Consider the following 15,574-nt stretch of genomic DNA (forward strand, 5'->3'; position numbering starts at 1 on the left):
GTGGTGGGACGGCAGCGGCCCGGCGGTGGTGCCGCCGGGCCGCCGCGGGTCGGGTCAGTCGCGGTCGATCTGGTGGCCGATCACCGTGGGGCCGAGCATCACCGCGAAGCCGGAGCCGTCGCGGCGGGGGTCGGCCGGCGGCAGCTCGACCGCGTCGCCGGTGGCGGTGGCGCCGACCGGGCGCGGGCCGATCCAGGCCACGGCCAGGTCCAGCTCGCCCTTGAGGAACCGCTGGGCGCGCACGCCGCCGGTCGCCCGCCCCTTCGCCGGGTACGCCTTGAAGGGCGTCACCTTGACCGTGGCGCCCGTCGAGGTGACCACCATGGGCTCGCCGTGACCCGGGTCGTCGGTGCGGATCGCGCCGAAGAAGACCACCCGCGCCCCGGCCGGCAGGTTGATGCCGGCCATGCCGCCGCCCTTGATGCCCTGCGGCCGGACCACGGACGCCGCGAAGCGCAGCAGTGACGCCTCCGACGAGACGAACGCCAGGGTCTCCGCCCCGTCGGTGAGCCAGGTCGCCCCGACCACCTCGTCGCCGTCGCGCAGCGAGATCACCTCGAACTCGTCCGAGCGGACCGGCCACTCGGGCGCGCAGACCTTCACCACGCCGTGCCGGGTGCCGAGCGCCAAACCGGGTGAGCCCTCGGCGGACGGGCCGAGCGGGGCCAGCCCGACGACCGTCTCGCCGGGCTCCAGCGGCACCAGTTCGGCCGCGGACATGCCGCCGCGCAGCGACACCGTGCCGGACTGCTCGGGCAGCACCGGCAGCGGGAGCACGTCGATCTTGAAGGCCCGCCCGGCGCTGGTCACCAGGAGCACCCGGCCGCGGGCGGTGGAGTGCACCACGGCGCGTACCGCGTCGTGCTTGACCCGGCCGCTGCGCCGGCGCGCCTCGGCGGCCTCCTCCGACTCGGCCGCGGTCCGGGCGACCAGCCCGGTGGCGGAGAGGATGACCTGGCAGGGGTCGTCGGCGACCTCCAGCGGGCCGGCCGGCACGGAGGCCGCCAGGACCTCCTTGAGGTCGCCGTCGACCAGGGTGGTGCGGCGGTCGGCGCCGGACTGCTTCACCACGGCGGCCAGCTCGTCGGAGACCAGCTTCCGCAGCACCTTCGGGTCGTCGAGGATCTTCGACAGCTCGGCGATCTCGCCGCGCAGCTTCTCCTGCTCGGCCTCCAGCTCCAGCCGGTCGTACTTCGTGAGCCGGCGCAGCGGGGTGTCCAGGATGTAGGTGGCCTGGATCTCGGAGAGCTTGAACTTCTGCATCAGGCCGTCCTTGGCGGCCTGGGCGTCCTCGCTGGCCCGGATCAGCTTGACCACCTTGTCGATGTCGAGCAGGGCGATCAGCAGGCCGTCGACCAGGTGCAGCCGCTCCTCGCGCTTGCGCTTGCGGTACGCGCTGCGCCGGGTCACCACCTCGTAGCGGTGGGCCAGGAAGACCTCCAGCAGCTGCTTGAGGCCCAGGGTCTGCGGCTGGCCGTCCACCAGGACCAGGTTGTTCACGCCGAAGGACTGCTCCAGCGGGGTGAGCCGGTAGAGGTCGGCCAGCAGCGCCTGCGGGTTGACCCCGACCTTGCACTCGACGACCAGCCGGGTGCCGTTCTCCCGGTCGGTGAGGTCCTTGACGTCGGCGATGCCGGTCAGCCGCTTGGTCTTGTTGACCTCGTTGGTGATGGCCGCGATGACCTTCTCCGCGCCCACCCCGTAGGGCAGCTCGGTGACCGTGATGGCCTGCCGGCCCCGGCTGCCCTCCAGCGGGCCGGTCTCCACCCGGGCGCGCATCCGCACGACGCCGCGCCCGGTCTCGTACGCCCGGCGCACCTCGTCGAGGCCGAGCAGCAGCCCGCCGGTGGGCAGGTCGGGGCCGGGGACGAACTCCATGAGCTTGTCCAGCGTGGCGTCCGGGTGGTTGATCAGCCAGCGAGCCGCCTGGACCACCTCGGCCAGGTTGTGCGGGATCATGTTGGTGGCCATCCCGACCGCGATCCCGGACGCGCCGTTGACCAGCAGGTTGGGGAAGGCCGCCGGCAGCACGGTGGGCTGGGTCAGCGAGCCGTCGTAGTTGGGCTCGACGTCGACGGTGTCCTCGCCCAGCTCGCCGACGAGCAGCATGGCCTCGCGGGACATCCGCGCCTCGGTGTAGCGGGCGGCGGCCGGGCCGTCGTCGGGCGAGCCGAAGTTGCCGTGCCCGTCGATGAGCGGCACGTTGAGCGAGAAGTCCTGGGCGAGCCGGACCATCGCGTCGTAGATCGCCGCGTCGCCGTGCGGGTGGTACTTACCCATCACGTCGCCGACGATCCGGGCCGACTTCACGTGGCCCCGGTCGGGGCGGTGGCCCTGCTCGTACATGGACCAGAGGATGCGCCGGTGCACCGGCTTGAGCCCGTCGCGAGCGTCCGGCAGGGCCCGGGAGTGGATGACCGAGAAGGCGTACTCCAGGTAGGAGTCCGAGACCTCGGTGACCAGCGGGTTGTCGAAGACCCGGGCGCCGGCCTGGTCGAAGGCGGAGAGGTCCGCCTTGGCGCGGTCGTCCTTGCGGCGTGCCATGGTTCAGCTTTCCCTTCGAAGAACCCGGTGGTCAGGCGTCGATGGCGTCGCGGTCGACGCGGTCGGCCGAGTCGATGAGCCAGTTGCGGCGGGGCTCGACCTTCTCCCCCATGAGCAGCTCGAGGATCCGCTCGGCGGCCTCGACGTCGTCGAGGGTGATCCGGCGGACCGCCCGGGTGGCCGGGTTCATGGTCGTCTCCCAGAGCTCGTCCGCGTCCATCTCACCGAGACCCTTGAACCGCGGGATGGGCGTGACGATCTGCTTGCCGGCCTTCTCCAGCTTGCGGACCGTCGCCTCCATCTCGGCCTGGGTGTAGGTGTAGACGGTCTGCGGGTTGCGCCCCTTTGTGGTGATCTTGTGCAGGGGCGGCATGGCCGCGTAGAGCCGGCCCGCCTCGATCAGCGGTCGCATGTAGCGGGCGAAGAGCGTGATGAGCAGGGTCCGGATGTGCGCGCCGTCCACGTCCGCGTCGGCCATGATGAGCACCCGGCCGTAGCGCAGCGCGGAGAGGTCGAAGGTACGCCCCGAGCCGGCGCCGAGCACCTGCACGATCGCCGCGCACTCGGCGTTGTCCAGCACCTGCTGGAGGTTCGCCTTCTGCACGTTGAGGATCTTGCCGCGGATCGGCAGCAGGGCCTGGTATTCCGAGGAGCGGGCCATCCGGCTGGTGCCGAGCGCGCTGTCGCCCTCGACGATGAACAGCTCGCTGCGGTCCACCCCGGTGGCCCGGCAGTCGACCAGCTTGGCCGGCATCGACGCGCCCTCCAGGGCGGTCTTGCGCCGGGCGGCGTCCTTCTGCTGCTTCTGGGTGAGCCGGACCCGGGCCGCGTCGACGATCTTCTGGAGCACCGTCCGGGCCTCGGCCTTGGTCTTCCGGTCCTCCAGCCACGCCTTGAGGTGCGCCTCGACGAGGCCCTGGAGCACCTTGGTGATGCCCGCGGTGGAGAGCTCGTCCTTGGTCTGCGAGGTGAACTGCGGCTCCGGGATCCGCACGTGCACCACGGCGGTCATGCCCTCCAGGACGTCGTCCAGGGTGGGCGCGTCCTCCTTGGGCTTGAGCAGGCCACGGGTGTTGCGGGCGGCCTCCGCCAGGGTGCGGGCCAGGGCCCGCTCGAAGCCCTTGCGGTGGGTGCCGCCGTGGGCGTTGCGGATGGTGTTGGTGAAACACTCGACGGTGCGCTCGTAGCCGGTGCCCCAGCGGAACGCCACCTCGACCTCGGCCCGGCGCTGCACGTTGGACTGCATGACGCCGTTGGCGTCCGCGGCGTTCTCCCGGTAGGTCCCCTCGCCGGTGACCAGAAGGGTGCCCGAGACCGGGCGGTCGCCGGCCGGGGCGAGGTATTCCACCATGTCGGTGAGGCCGTTGGGGAAGTGGAAGCTCTCCTCGACGGCCTTCTCGCCGGTCTCGTCGCGCAGCCGGTAGGCCACGCCGGGCACCAGGAAGGCGGTGTTGCGCAGCTTGAGCCGGACCGCCTCGGTGTCGAGCGCGGCGCCGGTCTCGAAGTAGCGCGGGTCGTGCCACCAGCGGATCGAGGTGCCGGTGCGCTGGCCGCGCTTCATGGCGCCGACGATCTGCAGGCCGGGGCCCGGGGTGAACGGCGCGTCCGGGCCGTCGCCGTCGAAGATCCCGGGTACGCCGTGGCGGAACGACATCGCGTGGACCTTGCCGCCGCGGCGGACGGTGACGTCGAACCGCCGGGAGAGCGCGTTGACCGCCGAGGCGCCCACGCCGTGCAGGCCGCCGGAGGTCTTGTAGCCGGAGCCGCCGAACTTGCCGCCCGCGTGCAGCCGGGTCAGCACCAGCTCCACGCCGGAGATGCCGGACTTCGCGTGCACGTCGGTCGGGATGCCGCGACCGTCGTCGTCCACCCGAACCGAGCCGTCGGCGTGCAGGATCACGTCGACCTTCGTGGCGTGACCCCCGACACCCTCGTCGGTCGAGTTGTCGAGGATCTCGTTGACGAGGTGACCCACGCCACGGCTGTCGGTCGAGCCGATGTACATGCCGGGGCGCTTCCGGACGGCATCGAGGCCCTCCAGGTGCGTCAGGTCGTCGGCCCCGTACAGGGTCTCAGGCTGTGCGGTCAACTGGTCGTACTCCCAGGTCTCGGCGGTGTGGTGCCGGTCACCGTGTCGATTCCCCAACTCGATCGCCACGGGCGGCGCGCCGCAGCGAGCCTAGCCCGGCGCTCCGACAGAGCTGTGGCACCCGTGCGGTGCGTTGTCCGGTTAGGCTCCGGGCGGTCTGTGCCACCGCCCTCGGTGAGGGGGCTGGAGCGAGGAGGCGTCCGTGCGGGACAACGCCGTGAACAGCCGGATGTCTTCCCCGACGGCCGCCGGGGACGACCCGGGCGACCGCTTCGAGCGGCTCTACGCCGAGGCCGAACGGGGCGCGGCCGTGGTGCCGTGGGACCGGGACACCCCGCACTCGCTGCTCGCCGAGTGGACCGACCGGGCCCGGCCGGACGCGGCCGGCCGCCGCGCCCTGGTGGTCGGCTGCGGCTTCGGCCGGGACGCCGAGCACCTGGCCCGGCTGGGCTTCGCCACCGTCGCCTTCGACATCTCCCCCACCGCGGTGCGGACCGCCCGCCGCCGCCATGCCGGCTCTCCGGTCCGGTACGAGACCGCCGACCTCCTCGACCCGCCGGACGCCTGGCTCGACGGGTTCGACCTGGTGCTGGAGAGCATGAACGTGCAGGCCCTGCCGGCCGGGATCCGGGCGCGGGCGATCCCGGCGGTGGGCCCGCTGGTCGCACCCGGCGGGACCCTGCTGGTGATCGCGGCCGGCCGGCGCGACGACGAGGAGGAGGTCGAGGGACCGCCCTGGCCGCTGACCCGGGCCGAGCTGGACGCCTTCGCCGCCGGGCCGCTCGTCCCGGCACGGACCGAGGAGATCATCGCCCCGGACGGCGGGCTCCGCTGGCGCGCGGAGTTCCGCCGGCCCGCCTGATCCACCCCGCCCACCGCCCGACGCGCCCCGCGCGTCGGGCCATTGACGTGCGTCACACGGCCATGGTCTGATCGCCTCCTCAGAGGATCTTTCACATTTCGATGTGTGAGGGGGTCGGGCCATGTCCCTGTTCCGTCGTGCCGCGCTCGCTGCGGCGCTGGCCGTCGCCGCGGTGGCGCTGCCGGCCGCCGTGGCGCCCGCCGGGCCCGCCACGGCCGCCCTGCCCACCGCCGCGGTGGCGCTGGGCGACAGCTTCATCAGTGGCGAGGGCGCCGGGGCGTACGCGCCGGTGGTCGACGTCAACGGGGTCGCCCAGGGCTTCCCCGGCTGGTCGGCGCCGAACAGCAACGCGTACTTCTGCCACCGCTCGCCGAACGCCTCACTCTTCCAGGCCGACCTGCCGGACATCGCGGCCCGCTTCAACCTGGCCTGCTCGGGCGGGCAGCCCTACGACATCGCCGGCGCCTCCGCGACCCGGACCAAGGGCCGGCAGGTCAGCGCCCAGCTCGACCAGCTCCGGGCGGTGGCGCGGACCCACGACATCGACCTGGTGCTCGTCGGCCTCGGCTCGAACAACAGCTCGTTCACCTTCGGCAGCGTGGCGGAGAAGTGCGCCAACCGCTTCATCGCCGACGCCTGGACCGGCTGGTGGGAGTTCTGGGCGTACCTCGGCGGGCCGGTCGAGCAGGAGCCGTGCACGGACGCCGACCTGGCCACCGCCGCGCAGTTCAGCGCCGCGACCGCGGAGACCACCACGGCGGTCCGGCAACTGCTCACCACCCTCGACCAGGTCGACGCCGACGGCCAGCACCGCGTGGTGTTCCAGGACTACACCAACCCGCTCCCCACCGACCTCGCCTCGCCCTACTGGACCGAGGACGACCGGGACGACACCCGGGACAAGTTCCGCGCCCTCGGCGCCGAGCGGTACGCGGCCGGCTGCCCGATCCACCGGGGCAGCCTCGCGCCGGGCCAGCGCTTCTCCCAGGGCCTCGGCACTCTGGTCAGCTCGGTCCGGACCACCCTGGCCGCCGAGTTCCCGCAGGACGACCTGGTCTACCTCAACGTGCAGCGCGCCTTCGACGGCGCCCGGCTCTGCGAGTCGGCGGGCAGCCCGGGCAACGCCCTGGCCACCCCGATCCGGCTCATGGACGGCCCGACCGGTGTCTTCGTGACCAGCCTCTCCGGCTACGACAAGCTCGACATCCAGCGGATCGCGAACGCCTGCGGCACCTACTTCCAGACCTGCCAGGAGTCCTGGCACCCGAGCGCCGCCGGCCACCGGGTGCTCGGCCGCTGCCTGACCGGCGCCGCCGCGACCGGCGCCCGGGCGGTGTCCTGCGTCCGCGCCCCGGACGGCACGATCACGGTGAGCTGACCCGCGTCGTGGGGCGTCCCCGGTCGGGGGCGCCCCACGACGGGTCGGGCCGGAGCCCGGAGGCAGGGCTCAGGGGCACACGGCCGTGCCGAGCACGTGCGGTGCCGCGGGACCCGGGATCCCGGTCGGCGGGAACCGGAACCGGTCCAGCTCGACCACCGTGAAGCCGGCCGCCCGGATCGCCGCCACGGTGTCCCGCGCCGTGTGGCAGCCGGCGCAGCACAGCGGCCAGAGCGTGGCGTCCGCCGCGCGCTGGACCCGGCGCAGCCCGGGGGTCTCCGCGACGACGTGCTCGTAGAAGCGGAGCTGCCCGCCCGGCCGGAGCACCCGGCGCGCCTCGCGCAGCGCCACCGCCTGGTCGGGCACCGAGCAGAGCACCAGCGACAGCACCACCGCGTCGGCGCTCGCGTCGGCGACCGGCAGGGCCTCCGCCAGGCCGGCGGCCACGGTCACCGGCACCGGGGCGTCGGGCGCGGCGGCCTGGAGGGCGGCGCGCAACCGGGGCTCCGGCTCCACGGCGAGCACCCCGGTCACGGCCGGCGGATAGTGCGGCAGGTTCCGCCCGTTGCCGGCGCCCACCTCGACCACCCGGCCGCGCAACCCGGCCACCAGGCGGCGCCGGTGCTCGGCGGCGCCGGCCCGGTCCATGGCGACGCTGGCCCGGGCGAAGACCCGGGCGAAGATCGGATTCGAGACGGCCATCAGGTAGGCACCGGTGGGGCGCCGAGGGCGAGCAGCAGCGGACCGGCCGCGCCGTCGGCCAGGTCGCCGAGGCGTACGCCGTCGAGCACGGCGAGGAAGGCGGCCTGGGCCCGGCGCAACTCGCCGCGCAGCCGGCAGCCGGCGATCAGCGGGCAGGCCGGCTGCTCGCAGTTGACCACCTCGTCGTCGCCCTCGAAGGCCCGGACCACGTGGCCCACGGTCAGCTCTCCGGCGTGCTCGGCGAAGGCCACCCCGCCGGAGCGGCCCCGGATGGTGACCAGCACGCCGATCCGCTGCAACCGCTGCACCACCTTGGCCACGTGGCTGCGCGGGAGCGCGAGTTGGGTGGCGAGCTCGTCCACGGTCGTCCGGGCCGGGGAGGCGGCGGTCAGCATGGCGATGCGCAGCGCCATGTCGGTCGACCGGTTGAGCTTCACGCCTCGACCCTAGCCAGCGGTCGCTCGTCGCGACACGGGTCGAACCGCCGTTCCGGAGTGTGACGAGCGCTACCGCGGCCCCGGGACCTTCGACCCTGAAGAGGAATTTTGAACTCCTGTTCAGTGGGGATCGACCAGTTCGACGCCACAAGGAGTAATCGTGCTTTCGGAATCCTCAGCAGCGGTGGTGACGGCGACCCTGCCCGCCGTGCAGGCACACGGCGAGGCGATCACCGGCCGGTTCTACCAGCGCATGTTCGCCGCCCACCCGGAGCTTCTGAACATCTTCAACCGGAGCAACCAGGCCACCGGCACGCAGAAGGCGGCGCTTGCCGGCGCCGTGGTCGCGTACGCCGAGCACCTGACCGGGGGCAGCACGGTGCCGTGGGGGCCGATTCTGGACCGGATCGCGCACAAGCACGTCTCCCTGGGGATCACCGCCACCCAGTACACGATCGTCGGCCGGCACCTGATGGCCGCGGTGGCCGAGGTGCTCGGCGAGGCGATCACCCCCGAGGTCGCGGCGGCCTGGGACGAGGTGTACTGGCTGCTGGCCTGCGAGCTGGTCGCCCGGGAGGCGCGCCTCTACACCGAGGCCGGGGTGCCGGAGAACGGGTCGGTGTGGCGCGACTGGCGGGTCACGGACAAGACGGCGGAGACCCCCGACGTGGTGTCGTTCACCCTGGTCCCCGCCGACGGCGGTCCGGTGCCCGGCTTCACCGCCGGTCAGTACACCTCCGTCGCCGTCGACCTGGACGGCGGTCGTGGCCAGCAGATCCGGCAGTACAGCCTCTCCGGCCGGCCCGGCGCCGACCACTGGCGGATCACCGTGAAGCGGGTACGCGGCACCGGCGGCGCGCCCGACGGCATGGTCTCCGGTTTTCTGCACGAGCGGGTGGCCGTCGGCGAAACGCTCCGGCTCAGCCCGCCGTTCGGCGAGGTCAGCGCCCTCGGCGGCGGAGAGCCGCTGCTGCTGGTCAGCGCCGGCATCGGGCTGACCCCGGCCATGTCGGCGCTGGCGCACCTGGCCTCCACCGAGCCCGAGCGGCCGGTGACGTTGGTGCACGCCGACAGGAGCGGCGCCGCGCACGCGCTGCGCCACGAACTGCCCGCGCTCCAGGAGCGGCTGCCGAACCTGTCGGTGCGCCTCTGGTACGAGGACGCCGCCGGCGCCGAACTGGCCGGGATCAAGGCGGAGATCGCCGAGGGGCTCGTCGACCCGGCGCTGGTCCCGCTCGCCCCCGACGCGTACGTGCACCTGTGCGGGCCGGTGCCCTTCATGACCCTGGTCCGGGGCGGCCTGCTGCGCCGTGGCGTGCCGGCCGAGCGGATCGCGTACGAGGTGTTCGGTCCGGGCATGCTGCGCTGAGGCTCGTCGACCGCGGCGACCGGGGCCGGTGTCGGGCAGCGCCCGACACCGGCCCCGCGCCATCCCGGAGAGCCCGTCCTGGTCCGACCCGCCACCCGGCTCGCACGACGACCGGCCCCACCACACGCCAACTGTGGCCACGCTCCGTAAGGACTGCCCCCACCTCGGCACCCCTGCCAGACTCGCTTTGCTCTGCAGCCCCATACGCATCGATCACGGAGGGTTGCCGCTGCGTATAGGGCTGCAGAGCAAAGGCGGCAGGGAGGTGGTGGGGCGGGGGGAGCCACGACGCGGGTTTTCGCTGCTCAGCCAGCGGCTGCTGGCGGTCACCCCGGATGCGGCCAACAGCAGAGCCATCACGCTTCGTAACCGCGGTCGTCGGAGGCGGCAGTCACTCAGGGTCGCGGGACCCGGCCCCGGGGGGCGGCATCGGGACATCCGGCGTGCCGCAGGCCAGCCCTCGCGTGTGGTCGGTGCGGGGGCGTTGCTGACGGCGGGGCTGCGTGCCCGGTCAGGCCCAGCGGGTGACCACCGCGGCGAGGACCAGCAGGGTGCCGACCATCTCGATCAGTCCGACCCGCACCGGGGTGAGCCGCCGGCCGGGCAGCACCCCCGCCCGGAGCAGCAACAGCGCGAAGACCGCCGCCAGCGCCGGCCCCCATCCGGCGGCCACCGCCACCACGAGCGCCACCAGGTGGTACGCCAGCGAGGCCCACCGGTACCGGGCGCTCCCGCGCTCCCGGATCATCGTCTTGACGTAGAGCACCGTGCCGACCAGGTACGTGCCGACCGCCGCCGCCACCCCGACCATGTCGGCCGGCGGGACCTCGGCCACGGTGGCCACCAGGAACACCATGAGCAGGCTCTGCGCCACCGAGGCGAGGTCGTTGAGCAGGGCCCGTTCGCGGCGACGCCGGGCGTGGCCGACGTTGACCGCGAGCAGCACGGCGTAGAGCGGGACGTAGCCGAGGACGGCGGGGCGGGCGAGCAGCACCGGCGCCCCGAGCAGCGCGGTCGCCCCGCCGTAGACCAGTAGTTGCGGGCGTACCCGGTCGGTGCGGCCGGTCTTCACCGCGAGCAGGGCGTAGTACGAGAACAGGTAACCGGCGAGCCCGACGCCGAGCACGGGCAGGTGCGGCCAGCGTGGACCGGTCACGCCGACCGCCGCGAGGTACGGCAGGAGCAGCATCGCCCAGGCACCGTGCTGCGGCGGCAGCCAGCGGTGCCGCCGGCCGGCCGACCGGGCCGCACGGTCAGCCGACCGGAAGCGGGATCGGCGGCGGGCTGACGGGAGGCGGGGTCGGCGGCGGGCGCGGTGCCCCGTGGAGCGCAACGGCCGGACGGCGCTCATCCGCGGGCGACCGTGAGCAGCACCACCGCGTCCTCGTCGGCGTGCAGCGAGTGGTGGGCGTCCGGGATCACCAGCAGGTCTCCCGCCGAGCCCGGCCAGGAGCGGTCGTCGGCGACCAGGCGGACCCGTCCGCGCAGCACCTGGAGCGTCGCGTCGCCGGGGCTGGCGTGCTCCGCAAGGGCGTGGCCGGCGACCAGCGCGACCAGCGTCTGGCGCAGCCGGGTGGTCGGACCGCCGTGCAGGGTTCGGGCGCTGCGCCCGCTGTCGGTGGCCCGGGCCAGGGTGAGCTGCTCCTCGGCGAGCACGGACAGTGCGAACGGGGACACGGTACAAACACCTCCCGGTCGGATCGTTGCGGGTGCGGGGGGCGCTGGAGCCCACTGCGCCGCTTTGCCCAGCTTCGCCGCTTCTCACCGCCCCGACCAGGGGCTTTGGTCCCGAATTGGAAACTCCACAACGGAGATTCGACCTCTCCGAGAAGTCGATGATCTACAGGTTAGGTAGTGGTCGCCAGGGTACGGACCACCCATGCGCGTCCTTGGAATCAACGCGATCTTCCACGACCCCGCGGCCGCCCTGGTGGTCGACGGCCGGGTGGTGGCCGCCGCCGAAGAGGAGCGGTTCAGCCGCCGCAAGCACGGCAAGCGGCCGGTCCCCTTCTCCGCCTGGGAGCTGCCCGAGCTGTCCGCCGCGTGGTGCCTGGCCAGCGCCGGGATCGACGTGGACGGCCTCGACGCGGTCGCGTACTCCTTCGACCCCGGCCTCTGCCGCGACTCGGCTGAGCTGGGCCTCAGCGACCCCTGGGACTGGCTGCGGGTCGACTACGCCCGGCGGGCCCCGCAGTTCCTGGCCGCCGCCCTGCCCGGGCTCGACCCGGAGAAGGTGCGGTTCGTGCCGCACCACGTCGCGCACGCGGCCTCCGCCGGCCTGGCCGCCCCGCCGGCCGGCGACGACACCGCGGTGCTGGTGCTCGACGGCCGCGGCGAGGTGGCCAGCCACCTGGCCGGCGTCTACCGCGACGGCCGGCTGTCGCCGCTGCACTCCCAGCAGCTGCCCCACTCGCTCGGCCTGCTCTACGAGGACCTCACCCGGCACCTGGGCTTCCTGCACTCCAGCGACGAGTACAAGGTGATGGCGCTGGCCTCCTACGGGCAGCCCCGGCACCTGGGCCTGCTCCGCGACCTGGTCCGGGTCACCGACGACGGCGGCTTCCAGGTCGAGCGGATCGACTGGACGAGCATGGCCAAGGCGGTCGCCGCCGGCGGCGAGCTGGCCGAGGAGCACGCCGACCTGGCGTCCAGCGTGCAGGCGCGGCTCGAGGAGGTCGTCCTGGACCTGTCCCGCTGGCTGTACGACGCCTCCGGCGGCGCCACCACCCTGGCCATGGCCGGCGGGGTGGCGTTGAACTGCGTGGCCAACGCCCGGCTCGCGGCCGAGGGGCCGTACCGGGACATCTGGGTGCAGCCGGCGGCCGGCGACGCGGGCACCGCGCTCGGCGCCGCGCTGCACGTGGCCGGCGAGCTGGGCGACCGGTCCGTCCCGATGGCCGGCGCCGACCTGGGCCGGGGCTGGTCGGACGAGGAGCTGGAGGCGGAGCTGCGCCGGGCGGCGCTGCCGTACACCCGGCCGGCGTCGATCGCCGCCGAGGCGGCCCGGGTGCTCGCCGACAACGGGATCGTCGCCTGGTACCAGGGGCGCAGCGAGTACGGCCCGCGGGCGCTCGGCCACCGGTCCCTGCTGGCCCACCCCGGCGACCCGGACACCACCCGCCGGATGAACGACGTCAAGGGCCGCGAGCAGTTCCGGCCGATCGCCCCGATGGTCCGCGCGGAACGCTTCGCGGAGCTGTTCGACGGGGTGTACCCCAGCCCGTACATGCTCTTCGTGCACCGGGTGAAGCCGGAGTGGCGGGACCGGATCCCGGCGGTCACCCACGTCGACGGGACCGCCCGGGTGCAGACCGTGCACCCGGAGACCGAACCGGTGGTGGCCGAGCTGCTGGCCGAGTTCGAGCGGCGCACCGGGCTGCCGGTGGTGGTGAACACCTCGCTGAACACCGCCGGGCGGCCCATGGTGGACACCCCGCGCGAGGCCATGGAGCTGTTCGGCTCCGCCCCGGTGGACCTGCTCGCCCTCGGCCCGTTCGCGGTGCACCGCCGCGCGTTGGGCGGCGCCCGATGATCAGCGTGGTGGTGCCCACGCTGGGGCGGCCCAGCCTGGCCACCCTGCTCGACGCCCTGACCGGCCAGCTCGACGAGCTGCCCGGGGCCGAGCTGCTGCTGGTCGACGACCGGCGCGACGACACCGGCGAGCTGGCCGTGCCGGGGGCGCTCGCGGCGTACACGAAGGTGCTGACCGGGCGCGGCGCGGGCCCGGCGGCGGCCCGCAACCTGGGCTGGCGGGCCGCGCGCGGCGAGTGGGTGGTCTTCCTCGACGACGACGTGGTGCCGGCGCCGGGCTGGGTCCGGCGGTTGCGCGCCGACCTCGCGGTGCCCGGCGGGACCGGCGGCGTGCAGGGCGTCGTGGACGTACCGCTGCCCGCGCACCGGCGCCCCACGGACTGGGAGCGCGGCACCGCCGGCCTGGCCGAGGGGAAGTGGATCACCGCGGACATGGCCTACCGCCGGACGGCCCTGGCCGCCGTCGGCGGTTTCGACGAACGCTTCCCCCGCGCCTACCGGGAGGACGCCGAGCTGGCCCACCGGGTCCGGCGCGCCGGCTGGCACCTGGTTCAGGGCCGGCGCCGGGTCACCCATCCGGTCCGGCCGGAGGGCCGCTGGGTCAGCCTGCGCACCCAGCGCGGCAACGCCGACGACGCGCTGCTGCGCCGGCTCTACGGCCGCGACTGGCGCGCCGACCTCGACCTGCCCCCGGGGCGGCGGCCCCGGCACATGGCGGTCACCGCGGCCGGCACCGTGGCTCTGGCCGCCGCGGCGCTGCGCGCCGCTCCCCTGCGCTCTCCCCGCGCCCGGCGGGCGCTCGACGTGCTCGGCGGCCTGGCCGCGCTCGGCTGGGCGGCCGGCACCGCCGAGTTCACCCGGGCCCGCGTCGCGCCCGGCCCGCGCACCCCCGACGAGGTCGCCACCATGCTGGTGACCAGCGCGCTCATCCCGCCGCTCGCGGTCGTCCACTGGGTACGCGGCTGGTGGCGCGCCCGCGCCGTCCCCTCCGGTGCCGTGGTCACGGCGCCGGTCCCGAGGGCGGGACGGGATGTTTAGGTCCTTGTCCCAGGGCAACTTCTCGGCCATGACCCCATCCGGTACCGCCCTGTACGACGCGGTGCTGCTCGACCGTGACGGCACCCTGGTCGAGGACGTGCCCTACAACGGCGACCCGGAGAAGGTCCGACCGCTGCCCGGCGCCCGCGAGGCGCTGGACCGGCTGCGCGCGGCCGGGCTCCGGCTGGCCGTGGTGACCAACCAGTCCGGCCTGGCCCGGGGCTACTTCACCGAGCGCCAGATGCACGCGGTGCACGCCCGGATCGAGGAGCTGCTCGGCCCCTTCGACCACTGGGCGATCTGCCCGCACGACGACACCGACGGCTGCGCCTGCCGCAAGCCGGCCCCGGGGCTGGTGCACGAGGCCGCCCGGGCGCTCGACACCGCGCCCCGGCGCTGCGTGCTGGTCGGCGACATCGGCCGCGACATGGCCGCCGCGCTCGCCGCCGGAGCCACCGGCATCCTGGTGCCGACCCCGGTCACCCGCACCGAGGAGGTCGCCGAGGCGCCGGCCGTCGCCCGGGACCTGCCCGGCGCGGTGGCCGAGATCCTGCGCCGGGACCGGGCGGTACGGCCGGTGGTGCCGCGTACCGGGCGGGCCGGCACGGTCCTGGTGGTGCGCAGCGACTCGGCCGGCGACGTCCTGGTCACCGGCCCCGGCATCCGCGCGGTGGCGGCCGGGGCGGAACGGGTGGTGCTGCTCTGCGGGCCACGCGGCCGGGCGGCCGCGGAGCTGCTGCCCGGCGTCGACGAGATCATCGAATGGCCGCTGCCCTGGATCGACGGTTCCCCCGAGCCGGTGGACCCCGACGACATGCGCCGGCTCACCGCGCGGCTGGCCGTGGTGGGGGCCGACGAGGCGGTCGTCTTCACCTCGTTCCACCAGTCGCCGCTCCCCCTCGCCCTGCTGCTGCGGATGGCCGGCGTGCCCCGGATCAGCGCGATCAGCGACGACTACCCCGGATCCCTGCTGGACGTCCGGCACCGGGTGCCGGTCGGGGTGCCCGAGCCGGAGCGGGCGCTCTCCCTGGCCGCCGCGGCCGGCTTCGCCCTGGCCGCCGGCGACGAGCCGGTGCTGCGGCTCCGCGCCGACCTGCCCGCGCCCGCCGTCGACCTGCCCGCCGGCGACTACCTGGTGGTGCACCCCGGCGCGTCGGTGCCGGCCCGGGCCTGCCCGCCCGAGCGCTGCGCCGAGATCGTGGCCGCGCTCGCCGCCGACGGGCACCGGGTGCTCGTCACCGGTGGGCCCGGTGAACGGGAGCTGACCGCCCGGGTCGCCGCCGCCGGCGGCACCGACCTCGGCGGGACGAGCGACCTGGCCGGCCTCGCCCGGATCCTCGCCGGGGCCCGCTGCCTGGTCGTCGGCAACACCGGGCCGGCCCACCTCGCGGCCGCCCTCGGCACCCCGGTGGTCAGTCTCTTCGCCCCGACCGTCCCGTTCGGCCAGTGGGCGCCCTACCGGGTGCCGACGGTCCGTCTCGGCGACGCCGGGGCGGCCTGCCGGGACACCCGCGCGGCCCGCTGCCCCGTCCCCGGGCATCCCTGCCTGAGCGGCGTCGACCCCGCCCAGGTGGTCGCCGCCGTCCGCCGGCTCGCCCCCGGCTGAATCCACCCGAACCCCGCC

General features: G+C 74.6%; 12 protein-coding genes. 6 read left to right on the top strand and 6 right to left on the bottom strand.

The genetic code is table 11. The features are described 5' to 3' along the window. Positions 1-54 precede the first annotated feature (54 nt). Entirely contained in the window at positions 55-2,544 is a 2,490-nt protein-coding gene (locus tag IEY96_RS20490; protein WP_189196415.1) for a DNA gyrase/topoisomerase IV subunit A, read from the bottom strand. A 31-nt stretch (positions 2,545-2,575) separates the two neighbouring features. Further along, complete coding sequence (locus tag IEY96_RS20495; protein ID WP_505837514.1) at positions 2,576-4,633, bottom strand: DNA gyrase/topoisomerase IV subunit B; 2,058 nt, start codon at positions 4,631-4,633, stop codon at positions 2,576-2,578. A gap of 202 nt (positions 4,634-4,835) precedes the next feature. On the opposite strand from IEY96_RS20495, the gene IEY96_RS20500 reads away from it, so the two are divergent. Together IEY96_RS20500 and IEY96_RS20505 are read left to right on the top strand one after the other, a co-directional pair. Further along, positions 4,836-5,495, top strand: a complete 660-nt coding sequence (locus IEY96_RS20500; RefSeq protein WP_229791736.1) for a class I SAM-dependent methyltransferase — start codon at positions 4,836-4,838, stop codon at positions 5,493-5,495. A gap of 121 nt (positions 5,496-5,616) precedes the next feature. Next, the gene (locus IEY96_RS20505; protein ID WP_189196417.1) at positions 5,617-6,873 is read left to right on the top strand and encodes an SGNH/GDSL hydrolase family protein; all 1,257 of its coding nucleotides are present in this window, start codon (positions 5,617-5,619) and stop codon (positions 6,871-6,873) included. Between the two features lie 69 nt (positions 6,874-6,942). Here the strand turns inward: IEY96_RS20505 and IEY96_RS20510 are convergent, their stop codons facing one another. Both IEY96_RS20510 and IEY96_RS20515 read right to left on the bottom strand, forming a co-directional pair. Next, positions 6,943-7,575 carry a class I SAM-dependent methyltransferase gene (locus IEY96_RS20510; RefSeq protein ID WP_189196418.1) on the bottom strand — a complete coding sequence of 211 codons (633 nt, stop codon included), beginning with the start codon at positions 7,573-7,575 and terminating at the stop codon, positions 6,943-6,945. Then, positions 7,575-8,012, bottom strand: a complete 438-nt coding sequence (locus IEY96_RS20515) for an RrF2 family transcriptional regulator (protein WP_189196419.1) — start codon at positions 8,010-8,012, stop codon at positions 7,575-7,577. Before IEY96_RS20515 ends, IEY96_RS20510 begins: the two co-directional genes overlap by 1 nt. Before the next feature lie 160 nt (positions 8,013-8,172). Between IEY96_RS20515 and IEY96_RS20520 the strand changes: the two genes are divergently transcribed. Then, on the top strand, positions 8,173-9,381 hold the full coding sequence (locus tag IEY96_RS20520) for a globin domain-containing protein (protein WP_229791737.1): 1,209 nt from the start codon (positions 8,173-8,175) through the stop codon (positions 9,379-9,381). A gap of 511 nt (positions 9,382-9,892) precedes the next feature. Here IEY96_RS20520 and IEY96_RS20525 read toward each other — a convergent pair. Continuing rightward, positions 9,893-10,570 carry a YwiC-like family protein gene (locus IEY96_RS20525; RefSeq protein WP_229791738.1) on the bottom strand — a complete coding sequence of 226 codons (678 nt, stop codon included), beginning with the start codon at positions 10,568-10,570 and terminating at the stop codon, positions 9,893-9,895. A 158-nt stretch (positions 10,571-10,728) separates the two neighbouring features. After that, a complete protein-coding gene (locus tag IEY96_RS20530; RefSeq protein ID WP_189196420.1) occupies positions 10,729-11,058 on the bottom strand; it encodes a cupin domain-containing protein in 330 nt (109 codons plus the stop codon). Positions 11,059-11,260: 202 nt separating this feature from the next. Here IEY96_RS20530 and IEY96_RS20535 point away from each other — a divergent pair, with 202 nt between their 5' ends. The 3 genes from IEY96_RS20535 to IEY96_RS20545 are packed head-to-tail and all read left to right on the top strand — an operon-like array spanning position 11,261 to position 15,556. Beyond that, on the top strand, positions 11,261-12,913 hold the full coding sequence (locus IEY96_RS20535) for a carbamoyltransferase family protein (protein WP_189196421.1): 1,653 nt from the start codon (positions 11,261-11,263) through the stop codon (positions 12,911-12,913). Continuing rightward, positions 12,910-13,950 (top strand): glycosyltransferase family 2 protein, encoded by a 1,041-nt coding sequence (locus IEY96_RS20540; protein ID WP_189196422.1) that lies wholly within the window; start codon positions 12,910-12,912, stop codon positions 13,948-13,950. The genes IEY96_RS20535 and IEY96_RS20540 overlap by 4 nt, the downstream gene beginning before the upstream one ends. Positions 13,951-13,978: 28 nt before the next feature. Next, entirely contained in the window at positions 13,979-15,556 is a 1,578-nt protein-coding gene (locus IEY96_RS20545; protein WP_229791739.1) for an HAD-IIIA family hydrolase, read from the top strand. The last annotated feature ends 18 nt before the right edge of the window (positions 15,557-15,574 follow it).

The organism is Micromonospora fulviviridis (assembly GCF_014648395.1).
In the GTDB taxonomy this organism is placed as follows: domain Bacteria; phylum Actinomycetota; class Actinomycetes; order Mycobacteriales; family Micromonosporaceae; genus Micromonospora; species Micromonospora fulviviridis.